The organism is Rhabdaerophilum sp. (genome assembly GCF_046092605.1).
Taxonomy (GTDB): Bacteria; Pseudomonadota; Alphaproteobacteria; order Rhizobiales; family Beijerinckiaceae; genus Rhabdaerophilum.
Map to the genome: position 1 here is coordinate 15,786 of NZ_JBJTDY010000018.1, position 25,875 is coordinate 41,660.

At 63.6% G+C, this 25,875-nt stretch carries 25 protein-coding genes, 3 tRNA genes and 1 pseudogene; 16 read left to right on the forward strand and 13 right to left on the reverse strand.

The window, feature by feature from the left end:
* The first annotated feature begins 2 nt into the window (after window positions 1–2).
* The 6 genes from ACKODO_RS01700 (at window position 3) to ribB (ending at window position 8,295) form a co-directional block, all read left to right on the forward strand.
* Window positions 3–467, forward strand: coding sequence for a hypothetical protein (locus ACKODO_RS01700; RefSeq protein ID WP_408981729.1), 465 nt, complete (start codon window positions 3–5; stop codon window positions 465–467).
* A gap of 17 nt (window positions 468–484) precedes the next feature.
* Window positions 485–1,105: a histidine phosphatase family protein gene (locus ACKODO_RS01705; protein ID WP_408981730.1), complete on the forward strand. Its 621-nt coding sequence runs from the start codon at window positions 485–487 to the stop codon at window positions 1,103–1,105.
* 221 nt (window positions 1,106–1,326) lie between these two features.
* A complete protein-coding gene (locus tag ACKODO_RS01710) occupies window positions 1,327–5,379 on the forward strand; it encodes a Pls/PosA family non-ribosomal peptide synthetase (protein ID WP_408981731.1) in 4,053 nt (1,350 codons plus the stop codon).
* 7 nt (window positions 5,380–5,386) lie between these two features.
* A complete protein-coding gene (locus tag ACKODO_RS01715) occupies window positions 5,387–5,779 on the forward strand; it encodes a hypothetical protein (protein WP_408981732.1) in 393 nt (130 codons plus the stop codon).
* A gap of 42 nt (window positions 5,780–5,821) precedes the next feature.
* Window positions 5,822–6,907 carry a chorismate synthase gene (gene aroC, locus ACKODO_RS01720; RefSeq protein ID WP_408981733.1) on the forward strand — a complete coding sequence of 362 codons (1,086 nt, stop codon included), beginning with the start codon at window positions 5,822–5,824 and terminating at the stop codon, window positions 6,905–6,907.
* 95 nt (window positions 6,908–7,002) lie between these two features.
* Window positions 7,003–8,295 carry a 3,4-dihydroxy-2-butanone-4-phosphate synthase gene (gene ribB / locus ACKODO_RS01725; RefSeq protein WP_408981734.1) on the forward strand — a complete coding sequence of 431 codons (1,293 nt, stop codon included), beginning with the start codon at window positions 7,003–7,005 and terminating at the stop codon, window positions 8,293–8,295.
* Window positions 8,296–8,308: 13 nt separating this feature from the next.
* On the opposite strand, the gene ACKODO_RS01730 is transcribed toward ribB, so the two are convergent.
* Window positions 8,309–9,238 (reverse strand): histone deacetylase family protein, encoded by a 930-nt coding sequence (locus ACKODO_RS01730; protein ID WP_408981735.1) that lies wholly within the window; start codon window positions 9,236–9,238, stop codon window positions 8,309–8,311.
* A gap of 216 nt (window positions 9,239–9,454) precedes the next feature.
* Between ACKODO_RS01730 and ACKODO_RS01735 the strand changes: the two genes are divergently transcribed.
* A complete protein-coding gene (locus tag ACKODO_RS01735) occupies window positions 9,455–10,075 on the forward strand; it encodes a L,D-transpeptidase (protein WP_408981736.1) in 621 nt (206 codons plus the stop codon).
* Window positions 10,076–10,146: 71 nt separating this feature from the next.
* Here ACKODO_RS01735 and ACKODO_RS01740 read toward each other — a convergent pair whose 3' ends face one another.
* Together ACKODO_RS01740 and ACKODO_RS01745 are read right to left on the reverse strand one after the other, a co-directional pair.
* Complete coding sequence (locus ACKODO_RS01740; RefSeq protein ID WP_408981737.1) at window positions 10,147–10,356, reverse strand: hypothetical protein; 210 nt, start codon at window positions 10,354–10,356, stop codon at window positions 10,147–10,149.
* 140 nt (window positions 10,357–10,496) lie between these two features.
* Entirely contained in the window at window positions 10,497–10,946 is a 450-nt protein-coding gene (locus tag ACKODO_RS01745; RefSeq protein WP_408981738.1) for a MarR family winged helix-turn-helix transcriptional regulator, read from the reverse strand.
* 210 nt (window positions 10,947–11,156) lie between these two features.
* Here ACKODO_RS01745 and ACKODO_RS01750 point away from each other — a divergent pair, with 210 nt between their 5' ends.
* Window positions 11,157–11,927, forward strand: coding sequence for a DUF1499 domain-containing protein (locus tag ACKODO_RS01750; RefSeq protein WP_408981739.1), 771 nt, complete (start codon window positions 11,157–11,159; stop codon window positions 11,925–11,927).
* A 104-nt stretch (window positions 11,928–12,031) separates the two neighbouring features.
* Here ACKODO_RS01750 and ACKODO_RS01755 read toward each other — a convergent pair whose 3' ends face one another.
* Window positions 12,032–12,937 carry an MBL fold metallo-hydrolase gene (locus ACKODO_RS01755; RefSeq protein ID WP_408981740.1) on the reverse strand — a complete coding sequence of 302 codons (906 nt, stop codon included), beginning with the start codon at window positions 12,935–12,937 and terminating at the stop codon, window positions 12,032–12,034.
* Between the two features lie 118 nt (window positions 12,938–13,055).
* Here ACKODO_RS01755 and ACKODO_RS01760 point away from each other — a divergent pair, with 118 nt between their 5' ends.
* On the forward strand, window positions 13,056–13,646 hold the full coding sequence (locus ACKODO_RS01760; protein ID WP_408981741.1) for a biotin transporter BioY: 591 nt from the start codon (window positions 13,056–13,058) through the stop codon (window positions 13,644–13,646).
* 50 nt (window positions 13,647–13,696) lie between these two features.
* On the opposite strand, the gene folK is transcribed toward ACKODO_RS01760, so the two are convergent.
* The 3 genes from folK to folP are packed head-to-tail and all read right to left on the reverse strand — an operon-like array spanning window position 13,697 to window position 15,398.
* The gene (folK, locus tag ACKODO_RS01765) at window positions 13,697–14,194 is read right to left on the reverse strand and encodes a 2-amino-4-hydroxy-6-hydroxymethyldihydropteridine diphosphokinase (protein WP_408981742.1); all 498 of its coding nucleotides are present in this window, start codon (window positions 14,192–14,194) and stop codon (window positions 13,697–13,699) included.
* Window positions 14,191–14,571 (reverse strand): dihydroneopterin aldolase, encoded by a 381-nt coding sequence (gene folB / locus ACKODO_RS01770; RefSeq protein WP_408981743.1) that lies wholly within the window; start codon window positions 14,569–14,571, stop codon window positions 14,191–14,193. The genes folK and folB overlap by 4 nt, the downstream gene beginning before the upstream one ends.
* A complete protein-coding gene (gene folP / locus ACKODO_RS01775; protein WP_408981744.1) occupies window positions 14,568–15,398 on the reverse strand; it encodes a dihydropteroate synthase in 831 nt (276 codons plus the stop codon). The genes folB and folP overlap by 4 nt, the downstream gene beginning before the upstream one ends.
* Window positions 15,399–15,556: 158 nt before the next feature.
* On the opposite strand from folP, the gene ACKODO_RS01780 reads away from it, so the two are divergent.
* Window positions 15,557–16,756: an AGE family epimerase/isomerase gene (locus tag ACKODO_RS01780; RefSeq protein ID WP_408981745.1), complete on the forward strand. Its 1,200-nt coding sequence runs from the start codon at window positions 15,557–15,559 to the stop codon at window positions 16,754–16,756.
* 43 nt (window positions 16,757–16,799) lie between these two features.
* On the opposite strand, the gene ACKODO_RS01785 is transcribed toward ACKODO_RS01780, so the two are convergent.
* Window positions 16,800–16,876: transfer RNA gene (locus tag ACKODO_RS01785), tRNA-Pro, on the reverse strand.
* Between the two features lie 207 nt (window positions 16,877–17,083).
* Here ACKODO_RS01785 and ACKODO_RS01790 point away from each other — a divergent pair.
* The 4 genes and pseudogenes from ACKODO_RS01790 to ACKODO_RS01805 form a co-directional block, all read left to right on the forward strand.
* Window positions 17,084–17,158, forward strand: a tRNA-Gln gene (locus ACKODO_RS01790).
* A 244-nt stretch (window positions 17,159–17,402) separates the two neighbouring features.
* On the forward strand, window positions 17,403–17,792 hold the full coding sequence (locus ACKODO_RS01795; protein ID WP_408981746.1) for a transposase: 390 nt from the start codon (window positions 17,403–17,405) through the stop codon (window positions 17,790–17,792).
* Window positions 17,793–18,286: 494 nt separating this feature from the next.
* Window positions 18,287–19,294 (forward strand): sulfite oxidase, encoded by a 1,008-nt coding sequence (locus tag ACKODO_RS01800; protein WP_408981747.1) that lies wholly within the window; start codon window positions 18,287–18,289, stop codon window positions 19,292–19,294.
* 341 nt (window positions 19,295–19,635) lie between these two features.
* Window positions 19,636–19,873: pseudogene (locus ACKODO_RS01805) on the forward strand (transposase); the annotation flags it as partial.
* Window positions 19,874–20,075: 202 nt separating this feature from the next.
* Here the strand turns inward: ACKODO_RS01805 and ACKODO_RS01810 are convergent.
* Window positions 20,076–20,149: transfer RNA gene (locus tag ACKODO_RS01810), tRNA-Gly, on the reverse strand.
* Window positions 20,150–20,298: 149 nt separating this feature from the next.
* On the opposite strand from ACKODO_RS01810, the gene ACKODO_RS01815 reads away from it, so the two are divergent.
* On the forward strand, window positions 20,299–21,090 hold the full coding sequence (locus ACKODO_RS01815; RefSeq protein ID WP_408981748.1) for an ion transporter: 792 nt from the start codon (window positions 20,299–20,301) through the stop codon (window positions 21,088–21,090).
* Between the two features lie 184 nt (window positions 21,091–21,274).
* Here ACKODO_RS01815 and ACKODO_RS01820 read toward each other — a convergent pair whose 3' ends face one another.
* Window positions 21,275–22,420, reverse strand: a complete 1,146-nt coding sequence (locus ACKODO_RS01820; RefSeq protein WP_408981749.1) for a 2'-deoxycytidine 5'-triphosphate deaminase — start codon at window positions 22,418–22,420, stop codon at window positions 21,275–21,277.
* 133 nt (window positions 22,421–22,553) lie between these two features.
* Between ACKODO_RS01820 and apaG the strand changes: the two genes are divergently transcribed.
* A complete protein-coding gene (gene apaG / locus ACKODO_RS01825; protein WP_408981750.1) occupies window positions 22,554–22,946 on the forward strand; it encodes a Co2+/Mg2+ efflux protein ApaG in 393 nt (130 codons plus the stop codon).
* 36 nt (window positions 22,947–22,982) lie between these two features.
* On the opposite strand, the gene ACKODO_RS01830 is transcribed toward apaG, so the two are convergent.
* The 3 genes from ACKODO_RS01830 to ACKODO_RS01840 form a co-directional block, all read right to left on the reverse strand.
* Complete coding sequence (locus tag ACKODO_RS01830; protein ID WP_408981751.1) at window positions 22,983–23,978, reverse strand: Hsp33 family molecular chaperone; 996 nt, start codon at window positions 23,976–23,978, stop codon at window positions 22,983–22,985.
* Window positions 23,978–24,919 carry an ornithine carbamoyltransferase gene (argF, locus tag ACKODO_RS01835; protein WP_408981752.1) on the reverse strand — a complete coding sequence of 314 codons (942 nt, stop codon included), beginning with the start codon at window positions 24,917–24,919 and terminating at the stop codon, window positions 23,978–23,980. Before argF ends, ACKODO_RS01830 begins: the two co-directional genes overlap by 1 nt.
* A gap of 59 nt (window positions 24,920–24,978) precedes the next feature.
* On the reverse strand, window positions 24,979–25,875 hold an 897-nt coding region (locus tag ACKODO_RS01840), incomplete at its 5' end, for an aspartate aminotransferase family protein (RefSeq protein ID WP_408981753.1).

Below are 25,875 nucleotides of genomic sequence, written 5' to 3' on the forward strand. Positions count from 1 at the left end.
CCGTGAAAGGCTTGCGCTCTTCCGCGCTGTGTTTCGCCGCCTTTCTCGGGGTCACGGGTGCCGCCGCGCAATCCATCACGCCCGTGCCGCGCCCGGCCGCACCGGCGGCTGCCGCTCACACCCCGGTGACGACACCCGTCGAGGTCACCCGCAAGGGCCGGCCCGGTTCCGATATCTTTCTCGGCGTCTATCTGACGCTCGATCGTGAGTGCAAGGTGGGGTCGACGCCGCGCGTCGAATTCTCCGGCGACCCGAGGAGCGGAAAACTGCGCACCCGTCCACACCCCATCAACCTGCGCGATGTTCCGGGCGCGCCGCGCCGCACCTGCATCGGCACCTCGCCGAACGGGCAAGCCGTGATCTTCCGCCCCGATCGCCGGTTCCGGGGTGAGGAAAAACTCGAATTCCGGGTCGTCTATCCGAATGGTGATGTGCGCGCCGTGACCGCGACCATAACGGTCGAATAAGGCACGGCTCTTCCGCCATGCCCGTTCTCTATTTTTTCCGGCACGGCGAGACGGACTGGAACGCCCAGGGGCGCCTTCAGGGCCAGACCGATATTCCGCTCAACGCGAGGGGGCGCCTGCAGGCGCGGGCTGTCGGCGATGCAATCCGCGCGGAGAAGCTTGACGGAGTGGACCGCGACTATCTGGCGGGCCTGCCCTTCATCGCGAGCCCGCTGGGCCGGACGCGCGAGACCATGGCCCTTCTGCGGGAAGGGTTGGGCCTTCCGCCCGAGGAGTTCGAGACGGATGATCGTCTCAAGGAGATCAGCTTCGGCCGCTGGGAGGGCAGCACCTGGCGCGAGATCGTCGAACGCGATGCGGGCGGCGCGCAGGCGCGCGACCGCGACAAATGGAATTTCGCTCCTCCCGGCGGCGAAAGCTATCAGATGGTGCATGATCGCGTGACCGAATGGCTCACGGCGCTGCGTGGCGATGCCTGTGTCGTGGCGCATGGCGGCGTGGCCCGTGTCCTCCTCGTGCTGCTGGCGGAATTCTCCCGGCACCATGCCGTCGGGGCCGATATCTGGCAGGGCAAGCTCCTGCGCATCGATGCCGGGCGCCACGATTGGCTGCCGGGCCCGGGCCACTGGGAGCCGTGAACGGGCGCGACGGCCCGTCTCCTCCTCGTTCAGGCCCGGTTCAGGGCATGCGCCCCACTTCCATGCCGAAAGCCGACGAAGCCCGGTTTCACCCATGTTTCGCCGCAAATTGAGCGTTTGACGTGCGCATCGAGCAGTGTCGATTGACGACGCGGGCCTTTTTCGCGTCTAACCACGATCGGGACAGCACAGCCGGGGACACTCGGTGGAGCGGGGTTGGAATGAACGGTACTGAGGCGGCTCTCAAGCCTTCGGGTTCGGTTGCGAATGCGGAGCCTGTTGCGCATGCCGGCCTCGCTGGCAGCGCATTTCTCGCCGGACCCGTCGATCCTGATCTCATTCGATCCGAGACACTCGCGGCCATCTTCCGCGCCAGTGCGGCGGAGCGCCCCGACAGGGTTCTTTACCTTTCCGGCGAGCGTCGGATCACTTATGGCGAAGCGGATCAGCTGACGGATCGCGCCGCGCGCCGCCTTACGGCGCTAGGTGCCGCGCCGGGCCGCGTGCTGGGCCTCTGGATGCCGCGCGGAATCGACCTCCTTCTCGCGCAGGTCGCCATCACCAAGACCGGCGCTGCCTTCCTACCCTTCGACTGGGACGCGCCGGTTGACCGCATCACGACCTGCCTCACGGATTGTGCCGCGATTGGCCTCGTGACCGACGAGACTGGGCTCAGCCGGGGGAAGGCGATCCCCGTGCCGCATCACAATGCCGGCTCCCTTCTCGCCGAGGGCGGAATGGAAGAGGCCGAGCCCGCCGAGGCAATGCCCGACCATGCAGCCTACATGATCTACACCTCGGGCTCGACCGGCATTCCCAAGGGCATCGTCATCACGCAGGCCAATATCTGCCACTTCCTGCGCGCGGGAAATGCGGTCTATCGCGTGACCGCCGATGACGTGGTGTTCCAGAGCGCTTCCGTCGCTTTCGATCTGTCCATGGAAGAGATCTGGGTGCCCTATCTCGCCGGTGCGACGCTCTATGTCGCGACTCCCGAAGTTCTGGCGGATATCGAGAATTTGCCGGCCCTTCTGACCGAGAAGAAGGTCAGCGTCATCGACACCGTGCCGACGCTTCTCTCCGTTCTGCCGGCCGATATCCCCGGCCTGCGGCTGATCCTGCTCGGCGGCGAGGCGCTGCCGCCCGCGCTTGTCGAGAAATGGACGAGGCCGGGCCGGCGCATCTTCAACACCTATGGCCCCACGGAAGCGACCGTGGTGGCCACCGTGGAAGAGGTGCAGCGCGGCAAGCCGGTAACCATCGGCCGCCCGATCCCCAATTACACGGCCTATATCGTCGACGAGAACATGAACCTGCTTGGCCCCGGGCAGGAGGGTGAACTGCTCATCGGCGGCCCGGGCGTCGCGCAGGGCTATCTCGCCCGGCCCGACCTGACGAACGAGAAGTTCATCGCGAACCCCTTTCGTGAGGGCGCATCCGATCCGATCCTCTATCGTTCCGGCGATGCGGTGAGCCTCAATACCGAGGGCAACATCGCCTTCCATGGCCGCATCGACGACCAGGTGAAGATTCGCGGCTTCCGCGTCGAGCTTGGCGAAATCGAGAGCGCGCTGGTGGATTCCGACGACGTTCTTCAGGCCGCCGTGGTGGTGCGCAATGATGGCGGCATGGAGCGCCTCGTGGCCTTCTGCGTGCCCGAACCCAAGGCGATCATCGCCGCGACCACGCTGCGCGAGGAACTGAAGCGCCGGCTTCCGCCCTACATGATCCCCGAGCGATTCGAGACCGTTCCCGAATTGCCGCGCCTCATCTCCGGCAAGACCGACCGCAAGGCGCTGAAGGCGATGCCGCTCAGCGAAGCGATCTTCGCCGCGAATGACGAGGAGCCGCCGCGCACGCACACGGAGGCCATGCTCCTGGCCGCCGCGAAGCGGGTCCTGCCCGGTCGCGCCATCACCTTCGAGGCGGATTTCTTCCTCGATCTCGGCGGCCATTCCCTGATCGCCGCGCAGTTCATCTCGATCGTGCGCGAGAACCCGAGCTTCACCGGCGTCACGCTGCAGGACATCTACCAGCACCGCACCCTTCGGAAGATCGGCGCGGAACTGGATGCCAGGTTCGGACATCTTCAGGGTCCGCCGCCGGATCTCTCCTTCGCGCCCCCGCCGCTCGCGCGCCGCATCGCCTGCGCGATCGCGCAAGGGCTGGCCATGCCGCTGATCCTCACGATCTCGACCCTGCAATGGCTGGGCGTGTTCCTGACCTACATGGTCATCCACGAGATGAATTTCTCGTTCTGGAACCAGGTGGGCATTCTCTGCGGGGCCTATGCCGGCATCAAGTTCGGCACACTCTTCCTCGTGGTGGCGCTGAAATGGGTTATCATGGGCCGCACGAAGCCGGGGCGCTATCCGCTCTGGGGCGCCTATTTCTTCCGCTGGTGGTTCGTGCAGCGCCTTTATGCGCTGGCGCATCCGAGCTATCTTGCGAACTCGCCGATCATGCGGCTCTACCTGCGCCTGCTGGGCGCGAAGGTGGGCTCCGGCGTGATGATCGCCCATGCGCAATTCGGCGCGGCCGATCTCGTGAAGATTGGCGCGGGCACTTCCATCGGGCACAAGGCGAACATCGCCAATGCCGAGGTGATGGCGGGTGAACTCATCATCGGCGAAGTGGCGATCGGCTCGGACAGCTATATCGGCAACCAGGTGATGGTGCCGGCCGGCTGCCGCATCGGGCATGATGCCCGTATCGAGGATATGTCGGCCATACCCGCCGGCGTCCAGATCAAGCCATTCGAGATCTGGGATGGCTCACCAGCGAGGAAAGTGGGCCTCATCGATCCCGCGACCCTTCCGGAGCGTTCGCTGCCGGGCCCGATCTGGCGGCATCTGCAATATTGGGTCTATGGTCTGCTGATCATCGCGGTCTCGGGCATCGGCCTCATGCCGCTTTTCCCGGCCTTCTTCGTCTATGACACGATCGAGGCGGTACTCATCAACACGGCGGATTGGGTGCAATGGTACCACGTGCTGCCCGTCGTGGCCTGGATCATGGGCGCGGCTCTGGTGGTTTTCACGATTGCCTTCGTCATCCTCGTACGCTGGACCCTGATGCCGCGCCGGCTGCAACCCGGCACCTATTCGCTGCATTCCTGGCTTTATCTGCGCCAGTGGATCGTCAATCTGTGCACGGAAGTGTCGCTCGACACCCTCTCCTCGCTCTATGCGACAGTTTACATGCGGGCCTGGTATCGCCTCATGGGCGCACGCATCGGCAAGGGCGCCGAGATTTCGACCAATATCGGCGCGCGCTACGACCTGCTGACCATTGGCTCGAAGAGCTTCATGGCCGATGAATGCTCGCTCGGAGACGAGGATATCCATCGCGGCTGGGTGACCTTCAAGAAGACGCTGATCGAGGATCGCGTTTTCGTCGGCAACAATGCGGTCATCGGCCATGGCACGCATCTGCGCGAGGGCACGCTGATCGGCGTGAAATCCAAGGCACCGGAGCATGGCGAGACCCAGCGCGACGAGACCTGGTTCGGCTCCCCGCCGATCAAGTTCCCCGTGCGCCAGAAATTCGAGGGTGTCGCCGCGAACTGGACCTATGAGCCGCCCTTCTCGATGAAGCTGTGGCGCGCAATGTTCGAGGCCATGCACACCACATTCCCGACCATGCTGTTCCTGACGCTTGGCTCCATCGCGATGTTCTTCTTTGTCTTTCCGGCGTTGGAGCGGCGTGAATATGGTGAGGCGGCTGGCTGGTTCGTTGCGGCCAGCGTGGTGATGCCGATCATCATGTTGGCCTGCGTTTGCGCCATCAAATGGGCGATGATGGGCGTCTACAAACCGCTGGCCCGGCCGATGTGGAGCTGGTGGGCCATGCGCACCGAGGCTGTCGCCGTGCTCTACTGGGGCCTTGGCGGCAGGGTGCTGCTTGAGCATCTGCGCGGCACGGCTTATCTGCCTTTCATGCTGCGCTTCTTTGGCTGCCGAATCGGCACGGGCGTCTACATGGACACGACCGATATCACCGAATTCGATTGCGTGACCATTGGCGATCACGTGGCCATGAACGATTTCTCCTGCCTCCAGACGCATCTCTACGAGGACCGCGTGATGAAGGTCGGCCGGATCGAACTCGGCGACGGCGTCACCATCGGTTCCTTCGCAACCGTGCTCTACGATACCAAGGTGGGCGATTTCGCGCAGTTGAACCCGCTCACCCTGGTAATGAAGGGCGAGCAGATTCCCGCAAACACCGTCTGGGGCGGCGCCCCGGCGGTGCCGATGAGTTTGGAGCATTGAGGATCACATGAAAAAATTGCTTTTGTCACTGGGTCTGTTGGTATTCTGGACTCCGATAGTTTTTGCGCAATCCCAGACAGTCAATGCAGAATCCGGGAAACCGGTGCAGGCATTGCAGATTTATTCTGTAGGGCCTGATTGCAAGTCGCTCAGTATCAGTAAACCGTACATTACGGAAGAGCCGAAACACGGCAAAGCCTATCTGAAAAGCCAAAATGTAGCCGTCGACCACCAGAGGTGTGGAAAAATTACAGTGCAGGCCACAGAGATCTACTATCGATCTAAGGCCGGTTACAAAGGCAGCGACAGCTTTGACCTTTCATTGGTCCGGGAGGCTGATCAAACCAGCAGCGGAGGGCGCGAGACGCAGATTTTCCGTTTCCCGGTCGAGGTCCGCTGAGGCCGTTTTACAGATCCGGGGTTTCCCGCTAAAGCCCGGCTCATGTCGCACAATTCTTTCGGGCACCTCTTCCGTTTCACCACCTTCGGCGAAAGCCACGGGCCGGCCATTGGCTGCGTAGTGGATGGCTGCCCGCCATTGATCCCGCTGACGGTCGAGGAGATCCAGCGCGATCTCGATCGCCGCAGGCCGGGGCAATCGAAGTTCACCACGCAGAGGCAGGAGCCGGATCAGGTGCGCATCCTCTCGGGCGTGTTCACCGAGGCCGATGGCATCCAGCGCACCACGGGCACCTCGATCGGCCTGCTGATCGACAATGTGGATCAACGCTCGAAGGATTACTCGGAAATCGCCGCGAGTTTCCGCCCTGGCCACGCCGATTTCACCTATGACGCAAAATACGGCATCCGAGATCCGCGCGGCGGCGGGCGCTCCTCGGCGCGCGAAACCGCGATGCGGGTCGCCGCCGGGGCGATTGCGCGCAAGGTTGTGCCGGGCTGCCGCGTGCGTGGCGCGCTGGTGCAGATGGGCCCACATAGAATCGACCGCCGGAACTGGAATTGGGAGGAGGTGGATCGCAACCCCTTCTTCTGCCCGGATGCCGAGGCCGCCGAATTCTTCGGCGAGTATCTCGATGGCATCCGCAAGAATGGCTCTTCCATCGGCGCGGTGCTGGAAATCGTGGCCGAGGGCGTGCCGGCGGGGCTCGGCGCGCCGATCTATGGCAAGCTCGACAGCGATATCGCCGCCGCTCTGATGTCCATCAACGCCGTGAAGGGCGTGGAGATCGGCGCCGGCTTCGGCGCGGCCGAGCTCACCGGCGAGGAAAACGCCGATGAAATCCGTATGGGGAATGACGGTCAGCCGATTTTCCTCGACAACCATGCGGGCGGCATTCTCGGCGGCATTTCCACCGGCCAGCCCATCGTCGTGCGCTTCGCGGTGAAGCCGACTTCCTCGATCCTCACCCCGCGCGCGACCATCGATCGTTTTGGCAACGAGACCGAAATTCGCACCAAGGGCCGCCACGACCCTTGCGTCGGCATTCGCGCCGTGCCGGTGGGCGAGGCGATGCTGGCGATCGTGCTGGCGGATCATTACCTGCGCCATCGCGGACAGGTCGGTTGATTCACCGACGGGAAATTTCAGTACCACTGAAGTTTTTGGGCTAGTTTGGCTCTTTTTTTATTGACGCCTGCAAAGACCAGGCGCAGTGAAACGCCATGAAACTCGAGATCTGGCTCAAGCGGACGGGCACCAGGCGCTCCGCCTTCGCGGAAGCGGTGGGCCTGTCGCCCGCGAGCATCACGGCCCTCTGCAAGGGTGGCACAAGCTGGATTTCGCGGGAAACAGCAGAGCGCATCGCGCGCGCCACCGGTGGCGCGGTGACTCCCAACGATTTTCTCGGGCTCGGCCCCACGGAACGGATGAACGACATGCCCGAAATCACAAACCGCGTCCTCGCCGCCATCCAAGCCTTCAAACGCGGCGAGATTGTCGTCGTCACCGATGACGATGATCGGGAAGGCGAGGGCGATCTCATCGTCGCCGCCTCGCTCTGCACGCCGGAGAAGATGGCCTTCATCGTGCGGCATACGAGCGGCATCGTCTGCACGCCCCTGCCGATTGCCGAAGCAAGGCGCCTGCGGCTCGACCCGATGGTCGCGGTGAATGACAGCGCGCATACCACCGCCTTCACGGTCTCCATCGATTACCGCGAAGGGCTGACCACGGGCATCTCGGCGGATGAGCGCACGGCGACCGTGCGCGCGCTGACAAACGGCAATGTGCAGGCCGGGGATTTCGTCCGTCCCGGCCACATTTTTCCGCTGATCGCACGCGATGGCGGGGTGCTGATGCGCTCGGGCCACACGGAAGCCGCGGTCGATCTCTGCCGGCTCGCGGGGCTGCCGCCGGTGGGTGTGATCTCCGAACTCGTGAATGATGACGGCACGGTGACCAAGGGCCAGCAGGTCACGGATTTCGCAACCAGGCACAAACTCGCGCGGCTCACGATCGCCGATCTCATCGCCTATCGGCAGGCGCGGGAGAAGCTCGTGGAGCGGGTGAACACTTTTCCCGTGGAAACCGCCATCGGCACGCTCACGGGCCATGCCTTCACGACGCCCTTCGACGAGGTGCAGCATCTGGCGCTGGTCTATGGCGATATCGGCGATGGCAAGGCCGTGGTGACGCGGCTCCATCGCGCCAATGCGATCACCGATGTGTTCGGCGGCGGCAAGGGCATCGAAGCCGCGCTTCATCGCTTCAGGAAGGAAGGGCGCGGCGTGCTCGTCTACCTGCGCGATGGCACGGCGGGCGTGCCCAAGGCGACGCTCCGGCCACAGAATTCCGATCAGCAGCGTGCGCAGGCCTGGCGCGAGGTAGGGCTTGGCGCTCAGATCCTGCGTGATCTCGGCGTGCAGTCGATCCGCAATCTCTCAACCAGCGGCAACCGCGCCTTCGTGGGCCTGAACGCCTTCGGCATCGAGATCGCAGGCACGGAGACGCTTTGACGCGCGAGGCCAATCAGGCCTTCATCAGTTCCCGCATATGGGCGGCGACGGAGGATGAAAGCCCTTCGAGATCATAGCCCCCCTCGAGCAGGCTGACGATCTTCCCGCCGCAGACGCGGTCCGCGATCTCCATCACGCGCCGCGTCGCCCAGCCGAAATCCTCGGCTTCGAGCCTGAGATTGGCCAGCGGATCGCGACGATGCGCATCGAAGCCGGCGGAGATGAGGATCACCTCCGGTTGATGCGCCTCGAGGCGGGGGAACACCTTTGCCTCGTAGATCGCGCGGAACATCGCGCCATCGGTACCCGCGGCCAGCGGCACATTATGGATCATCCCGTGGCTGCCCGTCTCGTTCTCGGCCCCGGAACCGGGATAGAGCGGCATCTCATGCGACGAGATGAAAAGAATGTCCTTCTCGTCCCAGAAGATATCCTGCGTGCCGTTGCCGTGATGCACATCCCAGTCGAGGATCGCGACGCGCTTCACGCCATGCGCCTTCCGGGCGTGGCGCGCGGCGATGGCGATTGTGTTGAAAAAGCAGAAGCCCATGGGCGTTGCCTTCTCGGCGTGATGGCCCGGCGGGCGGCTCGCGACGAAGGCATTGGCGAAGATGCCTTTCAACACCTCATCGACTGCGCGGCAGGCCGAGCCCATCGCGGCCAGCACGGCCGGCATCGTGCCGGGCGACATGGAGGTGTCGCCATCGAGGAAACGAAATCCTTCCGCGGGAGCACTCGCGGCAATGATGCGAACATATTCATCGGGATGCGCCAGCGTCGCCTGATCGAGTGGCGCGGTGATGGCGGCCTCGCGCCGCAGCGTGGCGAATTCGGGGCTGTCCAGAACACGCTCGATCGCACGCAGCCGTTCCGGCCGCTCCGGATGTCCGGCGGGGATGGCATGGCCCTGAAAAACCGAATCAGTCATCACAAGGGTTGTCATGGTGCGATGATCCGCTGCAATGGTGCCGGATGGAACAGGCGATGGTCGCCTTTCGCCCCCCGCCGGGACATTGGCGGCTGTTGTAGCGTAACCTTCGCGTTATGAGAAATCATGCGATGCAGCATGCGGGGAAACATTGTGTCTTTCCCGCACTCGTCGGAAGAAGCCCGGGTCATTAATCAAAACGCAACCATGATCAATCATTCTTCCGAAACGATGTCCTCATTGCCTCTCGCCATGAAAGCATGTGTTGCGGCTTGCATTGCCCTCGCGACCGCTGCGTGCAACACCTACGCCTCCTTCCCCGATCCGAGCCTCTCGAAGCGCGATGTTGAATTGCTGGCGCTCGCGCCGCAGAGCTTTGCGCGAGAACTCGATCCGATGCGGGCACGCATTCGCATGCCGAATTCGACGGGTGAAAAGACACCAGGCACGATCATTGTCGATAACGAGGCCCGCTTCCTGTATTTCGTCGAGGACCCGAATACGGTCCTGCGCTATGAGATCTCACCAGGCATGGAATCGCATCAGTGGCGCGGCACCGCCACCATCGGCCGCAAGGTCGAGTGGCCCTCCTGGACCCCGGGGAACGAAGCGCGCCGCATGGCGCCGGGCCTGCCCTCCACCGTGCCAGGCGGCCCGAACAATCCGCTGGGGGCGCGCGGACTTTACCTTTATGACGAACGCGGTCGCGACACGGAATATCGCATCCACGGCACGAACGAGCCGGAGATGATCGGTCAGCCGGTCTCGCTGGGCTGCATCCGCATGCACAATATCGACGTGATTGATCTCTATGCCCGCGTGCAGATCGGCTCGAAAGTCATCGTGCGCTGAGCAGCAGGCTGGGACAGAAACGAACAAGGCGGCCTTTTTGGCCGCCTTTTTTGTTTCCTGCCCGATGGTTGTCAGTCGCTCCATCCGGTCTGCGCGATCTGCTTCGTGCGCTCGCGGGCCCGACGGCGCTCGGCCACGCGACTCGCAGCGGCGGCAAGGGCAGGCAAGCGGATCGCGCGGTAATGCGTGGCAATGTGGCCGGCAACGGCAAGGCGCTCGCGGGTGAGGGGGATCGTTTCACGGTTTCGAAGGCTTTCCGCGAAAAGCGAGGCCGGGGGCATGCTGTTTCCTCTTGGCAATGGAGACCGGGTGGACCCGGAATGACGCCAGTAATCGCGGTGCATCGTGATTGGCGTTGGGCGCGATTGTGGAAAACCCGCGGCAAAGCGTTAAGATAGGTTAAGATTTCTGATGCGATGACTCAGCCCTTGGCTTCGAGACTCTTGAAAGTGTCGCGCCAGCGCGAGAACGTCTGGTCGAGCAACTCCAGATCGCTGGCGGGCAGACGGCCAATCGTTTCCTGGATGAAGCGTTTCTGCACATCCATGCCTTCCGCCGCGAGGCGACGGCCCTCGGAAGTGAGATGCAGGGCGTGGGAGCGCCGATCACCCGGGATCGGTTTGCGATCCACAAGTCCAGCCTCGACCAGCCGATCCACAAGGCCCGAGACATTGCCCTTCGTGACATAGAGCCGCTCGGCGAGGTCACGCTGCGTGATGCCCTCATCCTCCGTCAATGTCGAAAGCAGGTCGAACTGGGCCACGGAAAGTCCAATGGAGCGCAAGCGCCCGGACATCGCGGAATGCCCACGCTGATGCAACCGCAAGAAGCGGAACCAGATGCGGGCCGGAGTCACGCTGCGTTCATCCATCATATGTTTCCCTTGGAGCGGCTCGTGCGTCTTTTCAAGTGTTTATCGCGCGGCCGGCCTTTCCATTCGGCTCAAGCCATGGCAGGAAAAACGCAAGAAACCGGCTGATTTGCAGGAAGCTGCCATGCCGCCCTTTGCCTACTCGCACGCCTGCCACGCAGCAATTCGTTGCGAAAAATCGTGCGTTGGCCAGCTTTTCGCAGGGTAACGATGGCAACGCGGCTTTCCTTCGCACGTCCATCCCGTTTCATGATCTGGGCCGAGCACCTGGCCTTCGTGGCAGTTCCGCTGGCGCTTCTGGCAATTCTTCTTGCGCGATCCGGCCAGGTTGATCCGGGGCGGGCGCTGGTGCTCATCGGCCTCGCGGCTTTTCTGGCCATGCTCGCGCTGGCGGTGGCCGGGGTCGGCGCCATCGATATGTGGCGGAACGGGAGAACGGGCCTGTTCCGGCTGTTTCGAACCGTCATTCTCGCCCTGTCCGTTCTTGGCGGGCCGGCTTTTCTGGCGATCGAGTCCAGGCGCCTTCCACTTCTGAACGACATCACGACCGACCTCGATGATCCGCCGGAATTCTCGCGCTCCTCGGTGGCGCTTCAAGCCCGGAAGGGGCATGTTCCGCCCGTCCGCGACCCGCGCGAGCGCGAGCGCCAGCGCCCCGCCTATCCGGATATCCGGCCGCTGGTGCTGGATATGGAGGCCGATCAGGCTTTCCGGCTGGTTCTCGAGGCGGTGCAGAGGCTGCGCTGGCGCATCATCGAGCAATCGGCGCCGGGTGGCCGCTCGGGACAGGGGCGTATCGAGGCGATTGCCGAGACGACCCTGCTGCGCTTTCAGGACGACATCACGATCCGCTTGCGCCCCTCCCCGGCCGGAACACGCGTGGATATCCGCTCCGCGAGCCGCATCGGCCGGCATGATTTCGGCGCGAATGCCCAGCGCATCCGCCGTCTCGCGGAGGAAATCCTCGCCTCGCGCGATTAGAGCCTTTTCCGATCCATCGGATGCCGGTTGGTCGAAGAAAATGCGTGAAACAACAAGAAATCAGAACGGACGGTCTGAGCCATTCAGATCGGAATCCGCTCCGGTCAGGCTCGCCGGAACACGGCATCCATGGCGAGTTCCGGCTCGGCCGTGATGAGCCCTCGCGCGAAGAGATCCTCGAGATGCGCGAAGGTGGAGAGCCCGGCTGCGCCCTTCAGTTCCGGGCGCAGGCCGGGATAGTTCTCCTCGACCAGCTTCTGCACCCTGCGCGGCCCGTCCGAAAGGCGATCCAGGATCTGTGATTCGCGCTGCTTCCGGTGGCTCAGGATCGCGCGGCTGAAGCGCCGCGGATCGGCCACGCCGCCGCCATGGCCGGGAAGGTAGAGCGCATCCTCCTCGCGCCCCGCAAGCTTTTCCAGCGAGGCCATGTAATCGGCCATCGAGCCATCGGGCGGCGCGACGATGGAGGTGGACCAGCCCATCACATGGTCGCCCGAGAAGACGATTCCCGTGCCTGAAAGCGCGAAGCTCACGTGGTTCGCGGTATGGCCTGGGGTATGGATCGCCTCGAAAGCGTGTTCGCCCACGAGGATGCGCGCGCCATCCGCGCTTTCGACCTCCGGCCGGTGATCGAAATCTGCCGAGGCATCCAGCGGGTTCACCTCGCCGAGGCGCAAGGGGCGGGCCGGCGCATGCGGAGCGCAGCCATGGATGGGCGCGCCGGTGCGTTCGGCGAGAGGACGCGCGAGCGGGGAATGGTCGCGATGGGTATGCGTCACGAGAATCGCGGCCACGCGCGCTTCGCCGATCGCCGCGAGGAGCCGCGCGAAATGCGCGCCATCCTCCGGTCCGGGATCGATGATCGCGAGGTCCGACGTGCCCACGAGATAGGTGCAGGTGCCCGTGAAGGTGAACGGCCCGGCATTCCCCGCCACGAGCCGGCGAATGCCGGGCGCGACTTCTTCCAGCCGGGCTGTTTCAGGCGGGGCGAGGTTGAAGGGAACATCCATGGGCCAGCCTCTTCACCAACTTGTCTTCGCCGGTATACCGGCCTATAGACCACTAGGCGCCGGCGCAACCTTTTCCCTTTGAAGCCGGTTCCGGGACCGAGAGCGAAAGAGGACGTCCATGCAGAACAGCGCCACCCTGATCGATACCGTTTTCGCCGGCAAAGGCAGCCGCTCGCTGCTGCGGGATGCCGCGATTGCGCTGGCTGCGACGGGCCTTCTGACGCTTTCGGCCAAGGTGCAGGTGCCGTTCTACCCGGTTCCCATGACCATGCAATCGCTGGTCGTGCTGGTGATCGGCGCAGCCTTCGGCTGGCGCCTCGGCGTGGCCACCGTGATGCTCTACCTGCTGGAAGGCCTCGCCGGGCTTCCCGTTTTCGCCAACACGCCGGAAAAGGGCGTGGGCCTTGCCTACATGATGGGCCCGACCGGCGGTTATCTCATCGGTTTCGTGGCGGCTGCCTTCGTGACCGGCTTCCTCGCCGAGCGCGGCTGGACCAAGAGCGTGCTCGGTTCGCTCGCGGCAATGGCCATCGGCCATGCCGTGATCTTCCTGTTCGGTTTCGCCTGGCTCGCGGTGCTCATGGGTGCCGGCAAGGCCTATCTTTTCGGTGTCGCGCCCTTCTATGCGGCGACGCTGTTCAAGACCCTGCTCGGCGCGGCGCTTCTGCCGGCGGCTTGGCGCGTGGTGGAATACCTGCGCCGCGCCTGATTTTCAGGGACATGCAAGGAATGGGAGGCCGGGAGAAGTCCCGGCCTTTTTCATGCAAGATCACCGACCGGCTTGATGCCGCTGCGATCGAGCCGCGCGAGAAGGTCGGCACCCGTCTTTCCATCGAGCGTGAAATCCGGCGCGATTTCCAGAAGCGGCACCAGCACGAAGGCGCGGTCGGCGATGGCCGGATGCGGGATCGTGAGATGCGGCTCGGCGATGTGCTCGTCGCCATAGGTCAGCACATCGATGTCGATACGCCGTGGTCCCCAGCGCTCGAGGCGCACGCGGCCCATGGCCCGCTCGATCTCCAGGCAGGTCTCCAGCAGTGCACGGGGCCCGAGAATCGTGCGCACGGTGAGCGCAGCATTGGCAAAGGACGGCTGGTCGGTCTTGCCCCAGGGCTGCGTCTCGTAGATGCGCGAACGGGCAAGCAGACTGATCTCCGGCACGGCCGCGATGCGCCGCGTCGCCTCGCGCAAGGCCTCGAACCGATCCGCGAGATTGGCGCCAAGCGCGAGATGGGCGAGGACGCGCGCCTGGCTCACCGCGCGCGCCTCCGGTGGATCGTCACCTCGATGGTTTCGAACAGCGCGGCGATGGCTGCCCCAGGCTTCTCCACGGTGACCGCAACTGCCTCGATCAGCGGCTGCTGCGCGAGGATAGTCGCGGCGATGCGTTCGCCCAAAGCCTCGATGATCTGAAAGCGCTCGCCCACCGCGATCTCCTGCACCATGCTCACCAGATCGGCATAGGACACGCCCTTCGCAAGGTCATCCCCCTGGCCGGCCGGCGCGAGATCGAGCCAGCATTCGAGGCTGATGTTGAAGCGCTGGCCGAGCCGCGCTTCCTCCTCGTAAAGACCATGATAGGCGAAGACGGCGATCTTCTTCACCACGATCCGGTCGCCTGTCTGCGGGCTCATGCGGCGTTCTCCGGGCAAAGGGCTGCGCGCACGGTGAGCGCGTCGATATGCGGGCCGATATCGTGGACGCGCAGGATATCCGCACCGAGGCCTACCCCAAGCATTGCGGCGGCCAGCGAACCCGCAAGGCGTTCGGTCACCGGACGATTCGTGATGAACCCGAGAAAGGATTTGCGCGAAACGCCGAGCAACACCGGCCGGCCCATGGCCCTGAGGCGCGGAATCGCGCGGAACGCATCGAGGTTCTGGTCAAGCGTCTTGCCGAAGCCGATGCCGGGATCAAGCGCGATGCGATTCGCGGGAATGCCGGCCTTTCGGGCAAGCTCGAGGGAGCGCTCGAAAAAGCGCTCCATGTCATCCGCAATATCGATGTTCTCGTCCTTGATGAGCCGGTTATGCATGATCACCAGCCCGGCACCGGCTTCGGCGACCACCGACGCCATGGCAGGGTCATGCTGCAGGCCCCACACATCATTGACGATGACAGCTCCTGCCGCGAGCGCGGCCTTCGCTGTTTCGGCCTTGTAGGTATCGATGGAGATCGGCGTGGTAAAATGCCGGTCCTGCAAGGCCATCAGCACCGGCACCACACGCGCAATCTCCTCCCGAGGGGAAATCGGCTGGGCACCGGGGCGGGTCGATTCGCCGCCGACATCGAGGATATCCGCGCCGTCCTGCACCATCTCCTCTGCATGGCGGATCGCTGCTCCACTTTGCGCGAAGAAGCCGCCATCGGAAAATGAATCCGGTGTCACGTTCAGGATCCCCATCACCAGAACGCGACCTTCGGGCCGGCGCGGCCATGGCGGGGCGAGGGGGGTGGGCATGGAATGAAGCCTCGGCAAGTCACGCGAACCGGAAAAGAGCCCGAGGGCATAGACCACGAGGCCCCCGCTGACAATCGTCCGTCGCGCAACGCGGGCATGGCGAGATTGCGCCCCGGCATGCTATTCTGCGATTTCAGGTTTCCGATCCCCGCCGGCGCATGCCCGAGACCCCGTCCGCTCCCGTTTCCAAGCTTCGCGCTCGCCCTTCGGCGACCCTGCATCGCGGCCGTGCGCCCAGTGCGGTCGTCCGCGAATTCACGGGCTGGATCAAGCGCGAGAGCCTGCCATTCTGGAGCATCAAGGGGTGGGACGAAAAGCACGGCGGCTTTCATGAGCGGTTTGATTTCACGGCCAGCCCGGATGTTTCGGCCCCGCGCCGCACGCGCGTGCAATGGCGGCAGATCTATGTGCTGGCGCATGCGAGCATGCTGGGCTGGACCGATGGCCTCAACCTCGCCCTCAAGGGGCTGGAGTGTCTCCTGAATCGAGCCTGGTCGCCGGATGGGAACCCCGGCTTCGTTGAGGTTCTCGATCCCGACGGCTCGGTGCTGAGCGCAAGACGGGATTCGTATGACCACGCCTTTGCCCTGCTGGCCTTGGGCTGGCTTTCGCGCGCTTCGGGCGATGCGCAGGTGCGGACGTTGCTCGATGTCGTGCTGGCTTTCGTGCGCGAGGAACTGACAGACCCGAAGGGCTTCCTGCTCGAATCGCTGCCGCCTGCCTTGCCGCGCCGTCAGAACCCGCACATGCACATGTTCGAGGCCATGCTGGCGCTGGCGGAGACCGTGGGCCATCCCGACGCACTGAAGGAAGCCGCACGCTATCGCCGGATGCTCGAACGGACCTTCATCGACCGCAAGTCCCGGCTGCTGCTCGAGTTCTTCGGCGATGACTGGAAGGCGGTCGAGGAGAATGGCGCATCCATCGTCGAGCCGGGACATATGGCGGAATGGGCCTGGTTGCTGCGTAAGCACGACCAGATGATCAGCCAGCCGCCAACGCCGCTGGCGACGCATTTCCTAGGCGCCGCCCTCAGTGCAGCCGAACCGGTCCACGGCTTTCTCATCGACGAGATCGATACCCTGAGCCAGCCGCGCAAGCTCACGCGCCGGCTCTGGCCGCAGACCGAGCTCATCAAGGCCTGGCTCGCGCAGGCCGAGACCGGTGCGGCCCGTGCGGACGAAGCCGCCGAGCATTTGATCAAACAGATGCTGAAGACCTACCTCGCCGGCCCCTTTGCGGGAGGCTGGATCGATCAGTTCGGTGCGCGGGGGGAGGTGGCGACCGCCCTCGTGCCCGCCTCATCTCTCTACCATGTCTTCGTTGCGGCGGCGGAAGCCGATCGAATACTGGGCTAGCGCCTGCGCCGCCCGATCTCGCCTGCGAGGGAGGAAATCCGCGTGGTCGGAGTGGCAGGATTCGAACCTGCGACCCCCTCGTCCCGAACGAGGTGCGCTACCAGACTGCGCTACACTCCGCGACCGACGCGAGGCCGGTTCCTTACAGCCCTGATGCCGGCCTTGCAAGTCTCACGCGAGCCGCTTCTTCAACTCTCTGCGCTCCTTGCCATTCCCGGTTGGGGTGTGACGAAGAAGACGCAATTTTCAACCAAGATCGGTTGAAGCGAGGACAGGGAGGCGCTAGAGGCTTGTTCCGAGCGGTGGTCGATTCAGATCGAGCCGTTTTGGGGCGTCGCCAAGTGGTAAGGCAGCGGATTTTGATTCCGCCATTCCCAGGTTCGAATCCTGGCGCCCCAGCCAGATTTTTTTCGGGTCAAGAAATCAATAAGACAAGATATATAAATCGAATTACATTATGCTTGGCAGCCCAACGGCACACCACAGCGCTACCCGCCATCCAGCACAGCATGAACAAAGCTTGTAAATACGTCACATCGAAGCTTAGTGGACATCACTTTACGATTCATCTCCTCTTCGATCTACGCTCAGGACCTGTTGATTTGCAGGCAAGTGTGATTCAGAGTGTTTTTTCAGGGAGCCCCTGATGGATGGTCTGTTCCTGCTGAGTGAGCGCCAAATGGCCCGGATCGCTCCGTTTTTCCCTCTGTCGCACGGCGCGCCTCGGGTCGATGACCGACGCGTTGTGAGCGGCATCGTCTACGTGATCAAGCACGGCCTGCAGTGGAAGGATGTGCCCAAGGGATACGGTCCCCACAAGACGCTCTTCAACTGTGCTTCGCACAATCCCGGCGGGATCATACGCTGGAGCCGGATGGGGGTGTTCGACCGCATCTTTGCAGGTCTCGCGGCTGAAGGACCAAAGCCGGAGCGCATCATGATCGACGCCAAGCACCCGAAGGCGCATCCCACGGCGGGGAGCCTGCTCAAAAAGGGGCTCTTTCCCGATGTATCGGGCGCGCCTAGGGCCGGCTGAACTCCAAACTCCGCGCCATGTGTGACGGCTACGGCAAGCCTCTCGTAATGCTGCTCACCGAAGGCCAGATGAGCGACCACAAGGGCGCGGCGCTCATCCTGGGGCGCATCGCAACCCGCTACGACCGCTCCGCCCACGCGATCTTCTCCACAATCTGCTTTGCGGCGGCAATCGTCTTCGGGTTGTGATCCATCAGTCCTGAGCCTGGAAATGGTCCACTCATCGGCTGATCGCCCCGTCGGCAAACCGGCAGCAGGCGGAACTGCATCACATCATCCGTCGCAATCTGATCACGAATCCGGAACCTGACGTCAATGGCCCTGATGGCGGATACCCTGATGGCGGATACATGCGGATAGATGGGGCCAAGAAACCGCTTGGCCCGGAAGAAGGCATGGGTTCAACTGGCTGCCTCGCATTCGTAAAGGAGGTCGATCCTGACTCTTCTGCGCAGACATGACCATCAGGCCACCAATGCCGAGAGCCCGCTTTCCTTGCTTGATCCACCGATCACGCCGGTCGGACAGCTTTTTATTCGCAACAATGGTCATCTCCCGGATGGGCCGTTCGACGCGGAAACGTGGCCGTTATCGGTCACGGGATTGGTGCGCGAGCCCTTGAGCCTGACGGTCATGGAACTGGAACGCCGCTTCCCGGTTGTGTCTATCACCACGGTCATCGAATGCGCCGGGAATGGCCGCTCGCTGAATGCCTACCCCAGGGAAGGCATTCCCTGGGGGCTTGGTGCGGTGGGCTGTGTAACCTTCACAGGCGTCCGGCTTGCGGATGTCCTGCGCGCGGCAGGCATTTCCGAAGGTGCCAGCCATATCCGGCATCATGGGGCGGATCAGGCGATCAACCGGCGCGGCGCAGCCTTTTCGCGCGGATTGCCGCTGGAAAAGGCCTTGCAGCCGGAATGCCTGCTGGCCTTCGCGATGAATGGCGAACCGCTGACGCCAGATCATGGGGCGCCGTTGCGGATCGTCGCACCGGGCTATCCCGGTTCAGCCTGGCAGAAATGGCTGACAGGCATCGAGGTGCTCGACCATGTCCATGAGGGTCCGGGCATGTCCGGGCTGGATTATCGGGTGCCGATCGATCCGCTCTGCCCCGGTGATCCGATTGACCCCGCGCGCTTCGAGATCATTCGGGAAATGCCGGTCCGCGCCATCGTGACCAGCCATGAAAATGGCGATGTTGTTCAGGGCGGCCAAGCAACAAGGATCGAAGGCTGGGCCTGGGCCCACGGGACTCCGATCGCCGAAGTCGCGATCTCGATGGATCAGGGCGCGCATTGGCAGCCGGCGTCGCTGACCGCGCCGGAAGGCTCCTATTCGTGGACCCGTTTCTCACTTCCGCTGGTTGTTCCTGTGACCGGAGAACTGGCGCTTGTCATTCGCGCAACGGATGCGAATGGGCGTCAGCAACCGCTCGAGCCGCGCTGGAATCCGCGAGGTTATTGCAACAACATGTGCCAGCGGCTTCGACTGGCTGTTATCTGACGCGGCGAGAGCATTTTCCCATCCATTGGATACCGGTTGGTCAAAGAAAATGCGATCAAACAATCAGGAATGAGAGCGGACGGCCTCTTTCAATCAGCTCGGACTCCGCTCCAGTTGATCATTCCGCTCGTGCCGAATGCCGTCCATCCGCGCAACTGGCAGAACGGGAGCTGAACCGAGGAGGGGGACGTGCCAGGTGGCGGTGTAGCTCGATAGAGCCATCATCCCGGCGGCGCGCCGTTAAGAGCGCTGTGGCAGGCGGGCTGATGCCGGTGGCCATTGATCGGCCTTCGGGAGAGTGTCGGGTTTGCGACAGCCAACCTTGATGCCGAGGACGACCAATCACCGACGCGAGGATGAACCTGCGCACGCTCATGGAGAAGACACCTGACGCCGATATCCTGCGCGGGATGATCATCTTCGCCGCCGCGCGGCTGATGGAGCTGGAGGAGGAGTGTTGACCGGCGCAGCCCATGGCGGGAAGAGCGCGCTGCGCCTCGCCCAGCCCAACGGTGACGTGACCGGGATTGGAAAGCGAGGGCCGGCACAGTCGAACTGCGCATTCCCAAGCTGAGGAAGGACACGATCTCGACCGCAAAAGCGCAGTGATCATTCCATGCGCCGCTCTCATGGCGCGGACAAGAGAGGGTAAGCCGGAGTTTGAACAGCGAGCCATGAAACGCGTCCATGATCACCAGAATTATTGCCGTCTTGGCTACCATGGCGGAACCGCTATGACCAAACAAGAAATTTTTGCGAAAACAGAGGCTTATGGGAAACATGGAGCGGGTAGCGGGAATCGAACCCGCGCGTTCAGCTTGGGAAGCTGACAGGCTACCATTACATCATACCCGCGCTCAGCTCCCTAATAGGCCGGGAGCGCATTGGATTTCAAGACCTGCGGCGCTTCCGTTTTCGCGGGGGAAACCGCTGGTAGCTGTCTCGACAGTGCCGGATCGCGGCCTTAACTCTCGGGCAAAAGCCCAGCTAGCGAGCGATTCGCCATGAACCTGCTGAAAACTCTCGTCGATCATCCGCTGACCGAGCGCGTCGTAGTGGTGCTCATCGTGCTCAACGCGATCACTCTCGGGCTGGAGACCAGTTCGACCGTGATGGAAGATTATGGTCGGCTTTTGCACATGCTCGACACGATCTTCCTCTGGATCTTCGTGGCAGAACTTGCCGCGCGCTTTGCCGTGCGGCGCGGGGCCTTCTTCCGCGACCCCTGGAACGTCTTCGATGCGATCGTCGTCGGCATCGCGCTGCTGCCGGCCACCGGCGCGCTCTCGGTGCTGCGCTCCTTGCGCGTTCTGCGGCTGCTGCGCCTCGTCACCGCCATCCCGTCGCTGAAGCGGGTGGTGAGCGGCCTCATTGGGGCCATCCCCGGAATGGGGTCGATCATCCTGCTGACGGCGCTGGTTTATTACGTCTATGCCGTGATGGGCACGAAGCTCTTCGGAGCCACCTCGCCGGAGCAGTTCGGGTCGCTCGGGGCCACGACCTACACCCTCTTCCAGATCATGACCTTCGATGACTGGTCGGGTGGCGTCGCCAAGCCCCTGCTCGAAAAGCACGGCTACGCGATGGTCTATATCGTGACGTTCATCCTGCTCTCGGCCTTCATGATGCTCAATCTCTTCATCGGGGTCGTGGTCAGCGCCCTCGATGACGAGAAAACAGCCGCTGATCCGCGCACGCTTCTGCATGATCCGCGCGAGATGGCGCGGGTGGCGGAAGAACTGCGCGCACTCCGGGCGGAGATCGCCGAATTGCGGCGGGAGAGGTCCGGGAGCTAAAGCATTTTCGCCCTGATCAGATCCAGATCGGATGCTTTATCTCTTTGTTTGATCGCATTTTCTTTGCGCGAACCGGAAACCACCCCCGCCTTCGCAGGGGCATGCTTCGCTTGAAAATGCTCGCTCTCTTTCTTTTTTCGCATTTTCTTTGCGCGAACCGGAAACCACTTCGCTTGAAAATGCTCTAGTCGATGAAATGCTTCGAGAGCTTCAGGCCTTGCGCCTGGTAGTTCGAGGCCTTCTCGCGGCCATAGAGAGCGCGCGGCAAGTCGGCCATGCGCTCATAGATCAGCCGTCCGACCACCTGCCCGTCCTCCAGGATGAACGGCACATCGCGTGAGCGCACTTCCAGCACACCGCGCGCGCCCGCCCCGCCTGCCTCGGCATGGCCGAAACCGGGATCGAAAAAGCCCGCATAATGCACGCGAAACTCGCCCACCTGCGCATCGAACGGCACCATTTCCGCCGCGTGATCCGGCGGGACATGCACGGCCTCCTTCGAGGCGAGAATGTAGAACTCGTTGGGGTCGAGGATGAGTTCGCGGCGCCCGGAGAGATGGATCGGCTCCCAGAATTCCGCCTTGCGATAGGCGCCAGGCTTGTCGACATCCACGAGCCCCGTATGCCGCTTGCCGCGATAGCCCACGAGACCATTCACATCGAAGCCGGAGAGGTCGACCGAGAGCGCCACGCCATCCTGGATCAGCGCGGTATCCTGATCAACCAGCCGCGCGCGCTGGTGAAGGGCCAGCAGCGCCCGATCATCCACCCGCGCGTCACCACGCCGGAAGCGGATCTGCGACAGGCGCGAGCCCGTGCGGACAAGAACCGGGAAAGTGCGCGGCGAGATCTCCGCGAAGACCGGGCCAGCATAACCCGCTGCGATGGCATCGAAAGCGGCGGCATGGTCGACGATCACGCGCGTGAAGACATCAAGGCGGCCGGTGGAACTCTTGGGGTTTGCGCTGGCGGACACCTTCTCGGGCAAGGCCAGCGTCTCCAGCACCTCGGCAATATAGACGCAGCCTGTTTCCAGCACTGCGCCGGCCGTCAGGTCGATCTCATGGAGCGCATAATGGGCGATGCGTTCGGCCACAGAGCCATTCGCGCCCGGCAGGAAGCTCGCGCGAATGCGCCAGGCCCTTCTGCCCAGCCGAAGATCGAGGCTCGCGGGCTGGATCTGTCCCTCGGCCAGCGGAATGGCGGACCGGATCGCGCCCTCGGCGAGAAGCGCCTCGATCATCCCGTCGGAATAAATACCGGGCCGATACGCTGCGGCCGGAACCGCGTTGCCCGCCGAAGCCTGCGCCGCCAAGGGCTCCTCCTCCATCAAGGCCTCAACGGCTAGAGGATGCGCGCCTGCGCGGCAATCCGAGGGCGGGATTGTCCACGGAATTCATTGACCTTCGCGGCGGCTGGCCCCATCCTGCAGCCTCTCCCGCATCGAGAGGAGTGCTCACGCGGTGTATCGCGCCGTTACCGAAGGCATCGAGGTTATCGTCCACCCGGCATTCGAGCCGGAGCGGTCGAACCCGGAGGAAGGCAGTTTTTTCTGGTCCTACGCCATCCGCATCCGCAATCTCGGCGAGGTTACGGTGCAGTTGCGCGCGCGCCACTGGGAGATCACCGACGCCAATGGCCGCGTGGAGCATGTCCGCGGTCCGGGCGTGGTGGGGGAACAGCCGATCCTGAAACCGGGCGAAAGCTTCAATTATTCGTCCGGCTGCCCGCTCACCACCAGCCAGGGCATGATGGTCGGCCGCTACGAAATGGTGGCGAGCGATGGTCGCCGGCTGATGGTCGAGATCCCCGCCTTCTCGCTGGACATGCCGGATTCCCGGCGAGTCATGCATTAGGAAGCGAGCGGCATGCATTTTTCCCGGTCGCATTTCTCAACGCGAACCGGCTTCCACCTCGCTTGAAAATGCTCCGAGCCGGTATTTGCGCGAGCAGAATTCGCAGGTGATGCCGATCTGCCCATCATCCTCGCGCATATCCGCGAGATCCTCGGCCGAGAATTGCGCGAGCATCTGGCGGATCTTCGCCTCCGAACAGCGGCACTGGTCGGCGATCGCCAGCGGGTTCTGGACGGTCACGCCGCGCTCGTTGAAGAGGCGATAGAGCAGCCGGTCGAGGCCGAGCGCGGGGTCCACGAGTTCGAGATCCTCGGTGGTTTCCACCAGGCTGCGCGCCTCCACCCAGGCATCATCCTCCGCCACCTCGTGCTTCGGCGTGCCGGCCGGCGCATCGCCGGGATCGAGATCGGCCACGCGCATCCGCTCCGGTGCCTGCGGCAGGAACTGGGCGAGAATGCCGCCCGCGCGCCAGCGCTGGCGACGGGTGCCGGCGATCATCACCTGCTCCTCGGCCACCGCGAGGCGGACAACGGAGGGTATCTGCTCGGATTGCCGGAAATACTGCATCGCCGCCGCTTCAAGCCCCTGCCCATCCAGGCCGACAATGCCCTGATAGCGTGATTGTAGCGCCGTCTGCTCAATGGTGAAGCCGAGATAGCCCGGCCCGAGCAATTGCCCATCGCGGGCATTTGCCGGCAGCTTCTCCACCGCTTCCGCATCGAAACGCGCATAGGCGCGCATATCGGCGGGCGTGGAGAAATCCACGACAAGCATGGAAACCGGGCCTTCGCTCTTTGTCTGCAACTGGAAGCGGCCGTCGAGTTTCAGCGAAGAGCCCATCAAGGCCGTCAGCGCGATGGCTTGCGCGAGAAGGCGCTCCACCTTCGGCGGGTAGGCATGGCGCGCGAGGATTTCATCGAGCACCTTGCCCAAGCGCACCGAGCGGCCGCGCGTATCCAGCGCATCCACCCGGAAGGGCAGGACGATGTCATCCGAGCCAAGCGGCAAGGAGAAGGGCTGGCCCTCTCCCATCAGCCGAGGCTCGCGCCGTAGCACCAGGCGAGCACGCTCTTCTGCGCATGCAGGCGGTTCTCGGCCTCGTCGAACACCACGGATTGCGGCCCGTCGATCACCTCGTTGGTGACTTCCTCGCCGCGTTTCGCCGGCAGGCAATGCATGAAGACCGCCTCCGGCGCCTCTGCCATCAGGCGGCTGTTCACCTGATAGGGCTTCAGCAGGTTATGGCGGCGGCCGCCATCGGTATCGCCCAGCGACACCCAGCTATCGGTGACAACGCAATCCGCGCCCTTCACCGCCTCGGCGGGATCGCGCAGGAGCGCGAGTTTGGCACCATTGGCCCTGCCCCATTCGATCAGGTCATCCGGCGGGGAAAGCTCGGCCGGGGTTGCGATCCGCATCGAAAAACCGAGCCGCGCCGCAGCGTGAATCCACGAGCGCAGCACGTTGTTCATGTCGCCCGTCCAGGCGATCATGCGCCCAGCAATCGGCCCGCGATGCTCCTCGAAGGTCAGCACATCCGCCAAAACCTGGCAGGGATGCGAGGTTTTCGTGAGCCCGTTGATCACGGGCACGGTCGCATGTTCCGCGAGTTCCTTCAGCTGGGCGTGGCTGAGAATGCGGATCATGATGCCATCAACATAGCGCGAGAGCACGCGGGCGGTATCGGCGATGGTCTCGCGCTCGCCGAGTTCGATCTCCTTGCCCGTGACCATGATGGACTGCCCGCCGAGTTCACGGATGCCGACATCGAAGCTCATGCGCGTGCGCAAGGAGGGCTGCTCGAAGATCATCGCGATCTTCCGGCCCTTGAGGATCTTGTCACTGTCACGCGGGTTGCGGCGGCGGGCCTTCAGGGCTTTCGCCTGCCCCACAAGCGCGCGGATGGTGCTCGGATCGAGATCGGAAAGATCAATGAAATGCCGGAAGCCGGAAGGAAGCTTGGTTTGTGTCATGGGATCACGAGAAAGGGGGATCGGCCCCCGCATGATGACGGAGGCCCGGACGCCAGCCCTCAGGCCGCGTTGCTGGATTTCTGCGCGAAGGTGGTGGCCGCGCGCTCGATGGCCTCGGTCGCGTATCGCACTTCCTCCTCACCGATGATGAGCGGCGGAAGCAGGCGCACCACGTTGTCGCCCGCGCCCACGGTCAGGAGGCCCTCGTTGCGCAAGGCCGCCACGAATTCCGTGTTCGGCACCTGCATCTTGAGGCCCATCAGCAGGCCGGAGCCGCGCACCTCGGCGATCACGCCGGGGAAACGATCCTTCAACTCCGCGAGGCGCTGCGAGAGACGCAGCGACATATGCTGCACATTCTCGAGGAACCCAGGCGCGGTGACGACATCGAGCACCGCATTGCCCACGGCCATGGCGAGCGGGTTGCCGCCATAGGTGGAGCCATGCGTGCCGGCGACCATGCCCTTGCCTGCTTCCCGCGTGGCGAGGCAGGCGCCCATCGGGAAGCCGCCGCCGATGCCCTTCGCGACAGCCATGATGTCGGGCGTGATGCCCGACCATTCATGCGCGAAGAGCTTGCCCGAACGGCCGACCCCGCTCTGCACTTCATCCAGCACGAGCAGGATGCCGTGCTTGTCGCAGAGTTCGCGCAAGCCCCGCATGCATTGCGGCGGCACGGGGCGCACACCGCCCTCGCCCTGCACCGGCTCGATCAGAATGCCGGCGGTCTCGGGGCCGATGGCGGCTTCAAGCGCCTTGTGATCCCCGAATGCCGCCTGATCGAAGCCCTCGACCGGCGGGCCGAAGCCTTCGAGATATTTCTTCTGCCCGCCCGCCGCGATGGTCGCGAGCGTGCGGCCATGGAAGGCACCCTCGAAGGTGATGAGCCGATAGCGCTCGGGGTTTCCGTTCGCCGCATGGTATTTCCGCGCCATCTTGATCGCGCATTCCAGCGC

Coding starts and splice junctions, on each gene's coding strand:
- ACKODO_RS01705 (WP_408981730.1), top strand. CDS start 485: ATGCCCGTTCTCTATTTTTTCCGGCACGGCGAGACGGACTGGAACGCC.
- ribB (WP_408981734.1), top strand. CDS start 7,003: ATGAAACTCGAGATCTGGCTCAAGCGGACGGGCACCAGGCGCTCCGCC.
- folB (WP_408981743.1), bottom strand. CDS start 14,571: ATGAGCCCGCAGACAGGCGACCGGATCGTGGTGAAGAAGATCGCCGTC.
- ACKODO_RS01730 (WP_408981735.1), bottom strand. CDS start 9,238: ATGACAACCCTTGTGATGACTGATTCGGTTTTTCAGGGCCATGCCATC.
- ACKODO_RS01710 (WP_408981731.1), top strand. CDS start 1,327: ATGAACGGTACTGAGGCGGCTCTCAAGCCTTCGGGTTCGGTTGCGAAT.
- folP (WP_408981744.1), bottom strand. CDS start 15,398: ATGCCCACCCCCCTCGCCCCGCCATGGCCGCGCCGGCCCGAAGGTCGC.
- ACKODO_RS01830 (WP_408981751.1), bottom strand. CDS start 23,978: ATGGGAGAGGGCCAGCCCTTCTCCTTGCCGCTTGGCTCGGATGACATC.
- ACKODO_RS01795 (WP_408981746.1), top strand. CDS start 17,403: ATGGATGGTCTGTTCCTGCTGAGTGAGCGCCAAATGGCCCGGATCGCT.
- ACKODO_RS01745 (WP_408981738.1), bottom strand. CDS start 10,946: ATGGATGAACGCAGCGTGACTCCGGCCCGCATCTGGTTCCGCTTCTTG.
- ACKODO_RS01735 (WP_408981736.1), top strand. CDS start 9,455: ATGTCCTCATTGCCTCTCGCCATGAAAGCATGTGTTGCGGCTTGCATT.
- argF (WP_408981752.1), bottom strand. CDS start 24,919: ATGACACAAACCAAGCTTCCTTCCGGCTTCCGGCATTTCATTGATCTT.
- ACKODO_RS01740 (WP_408981737.1), bottom strand. CDS start 10,356: ATGCCCCCGGCCTCGCTTTTCGCGGAAAGCCTTCGAAACCGTGAAACG.
- ACKODO_RS01715 (WP_408981732.1), top strand. CDS start 5,387: ATGAAAAAATTGCTTTTGTCACTGGGTCTGTTGGTATTCTGGACTCCG.
- aroC (WP_408981733.1), top strand. CDS start 5,822: ATGTCGCACAATTCTTTCGGGCACCTCTTCCGTTTCACCACCTTCGGC.
- ACKODO_RS01820 (WP_408981749.1), bottom strand. CDS start 22,420: ATGGAGGAGGAGCCCTTGGCGGCGCAGGCTTCGGCGGGCAACGCGGTT.
- ACKODO_RS01780 (WP_408981745.1), top strand. CDS start 15,557: ATGCCCGAGACCCCGTCCGCTCCCGTTTCCAAGCTTCGCGCTCGCCCT.
- ACKODO_RS01815 (WP_408981748.1), top strand. CDS start 20,299: ATGAACCTGCTGAAAACTCTCGTCGATCATCCGCTGACCGAGCGCGTC.
- ACKODO_RS01750 (WP_408981739.1), top strand. CDS start 11,157: ATGGCAACGCGGCTTTCCTTCGCACGTCCATCCCGTTTCATGATCTGG.
- ACKODO_RS01760 (WP_408981741.1), top strand. CDS start 13,056: ATGCAGAACAGCGCCACCCTGATCGATACCGTTTTCGCCGGCAAAGGC.
- ACKODO_RS01755 (WP_408981740.1), bottom strand. CDS start 12,937: ATGGATGTTCCCTTCAACCTCGCCCCGCCTGAAACAGCCCGGCTGGAA.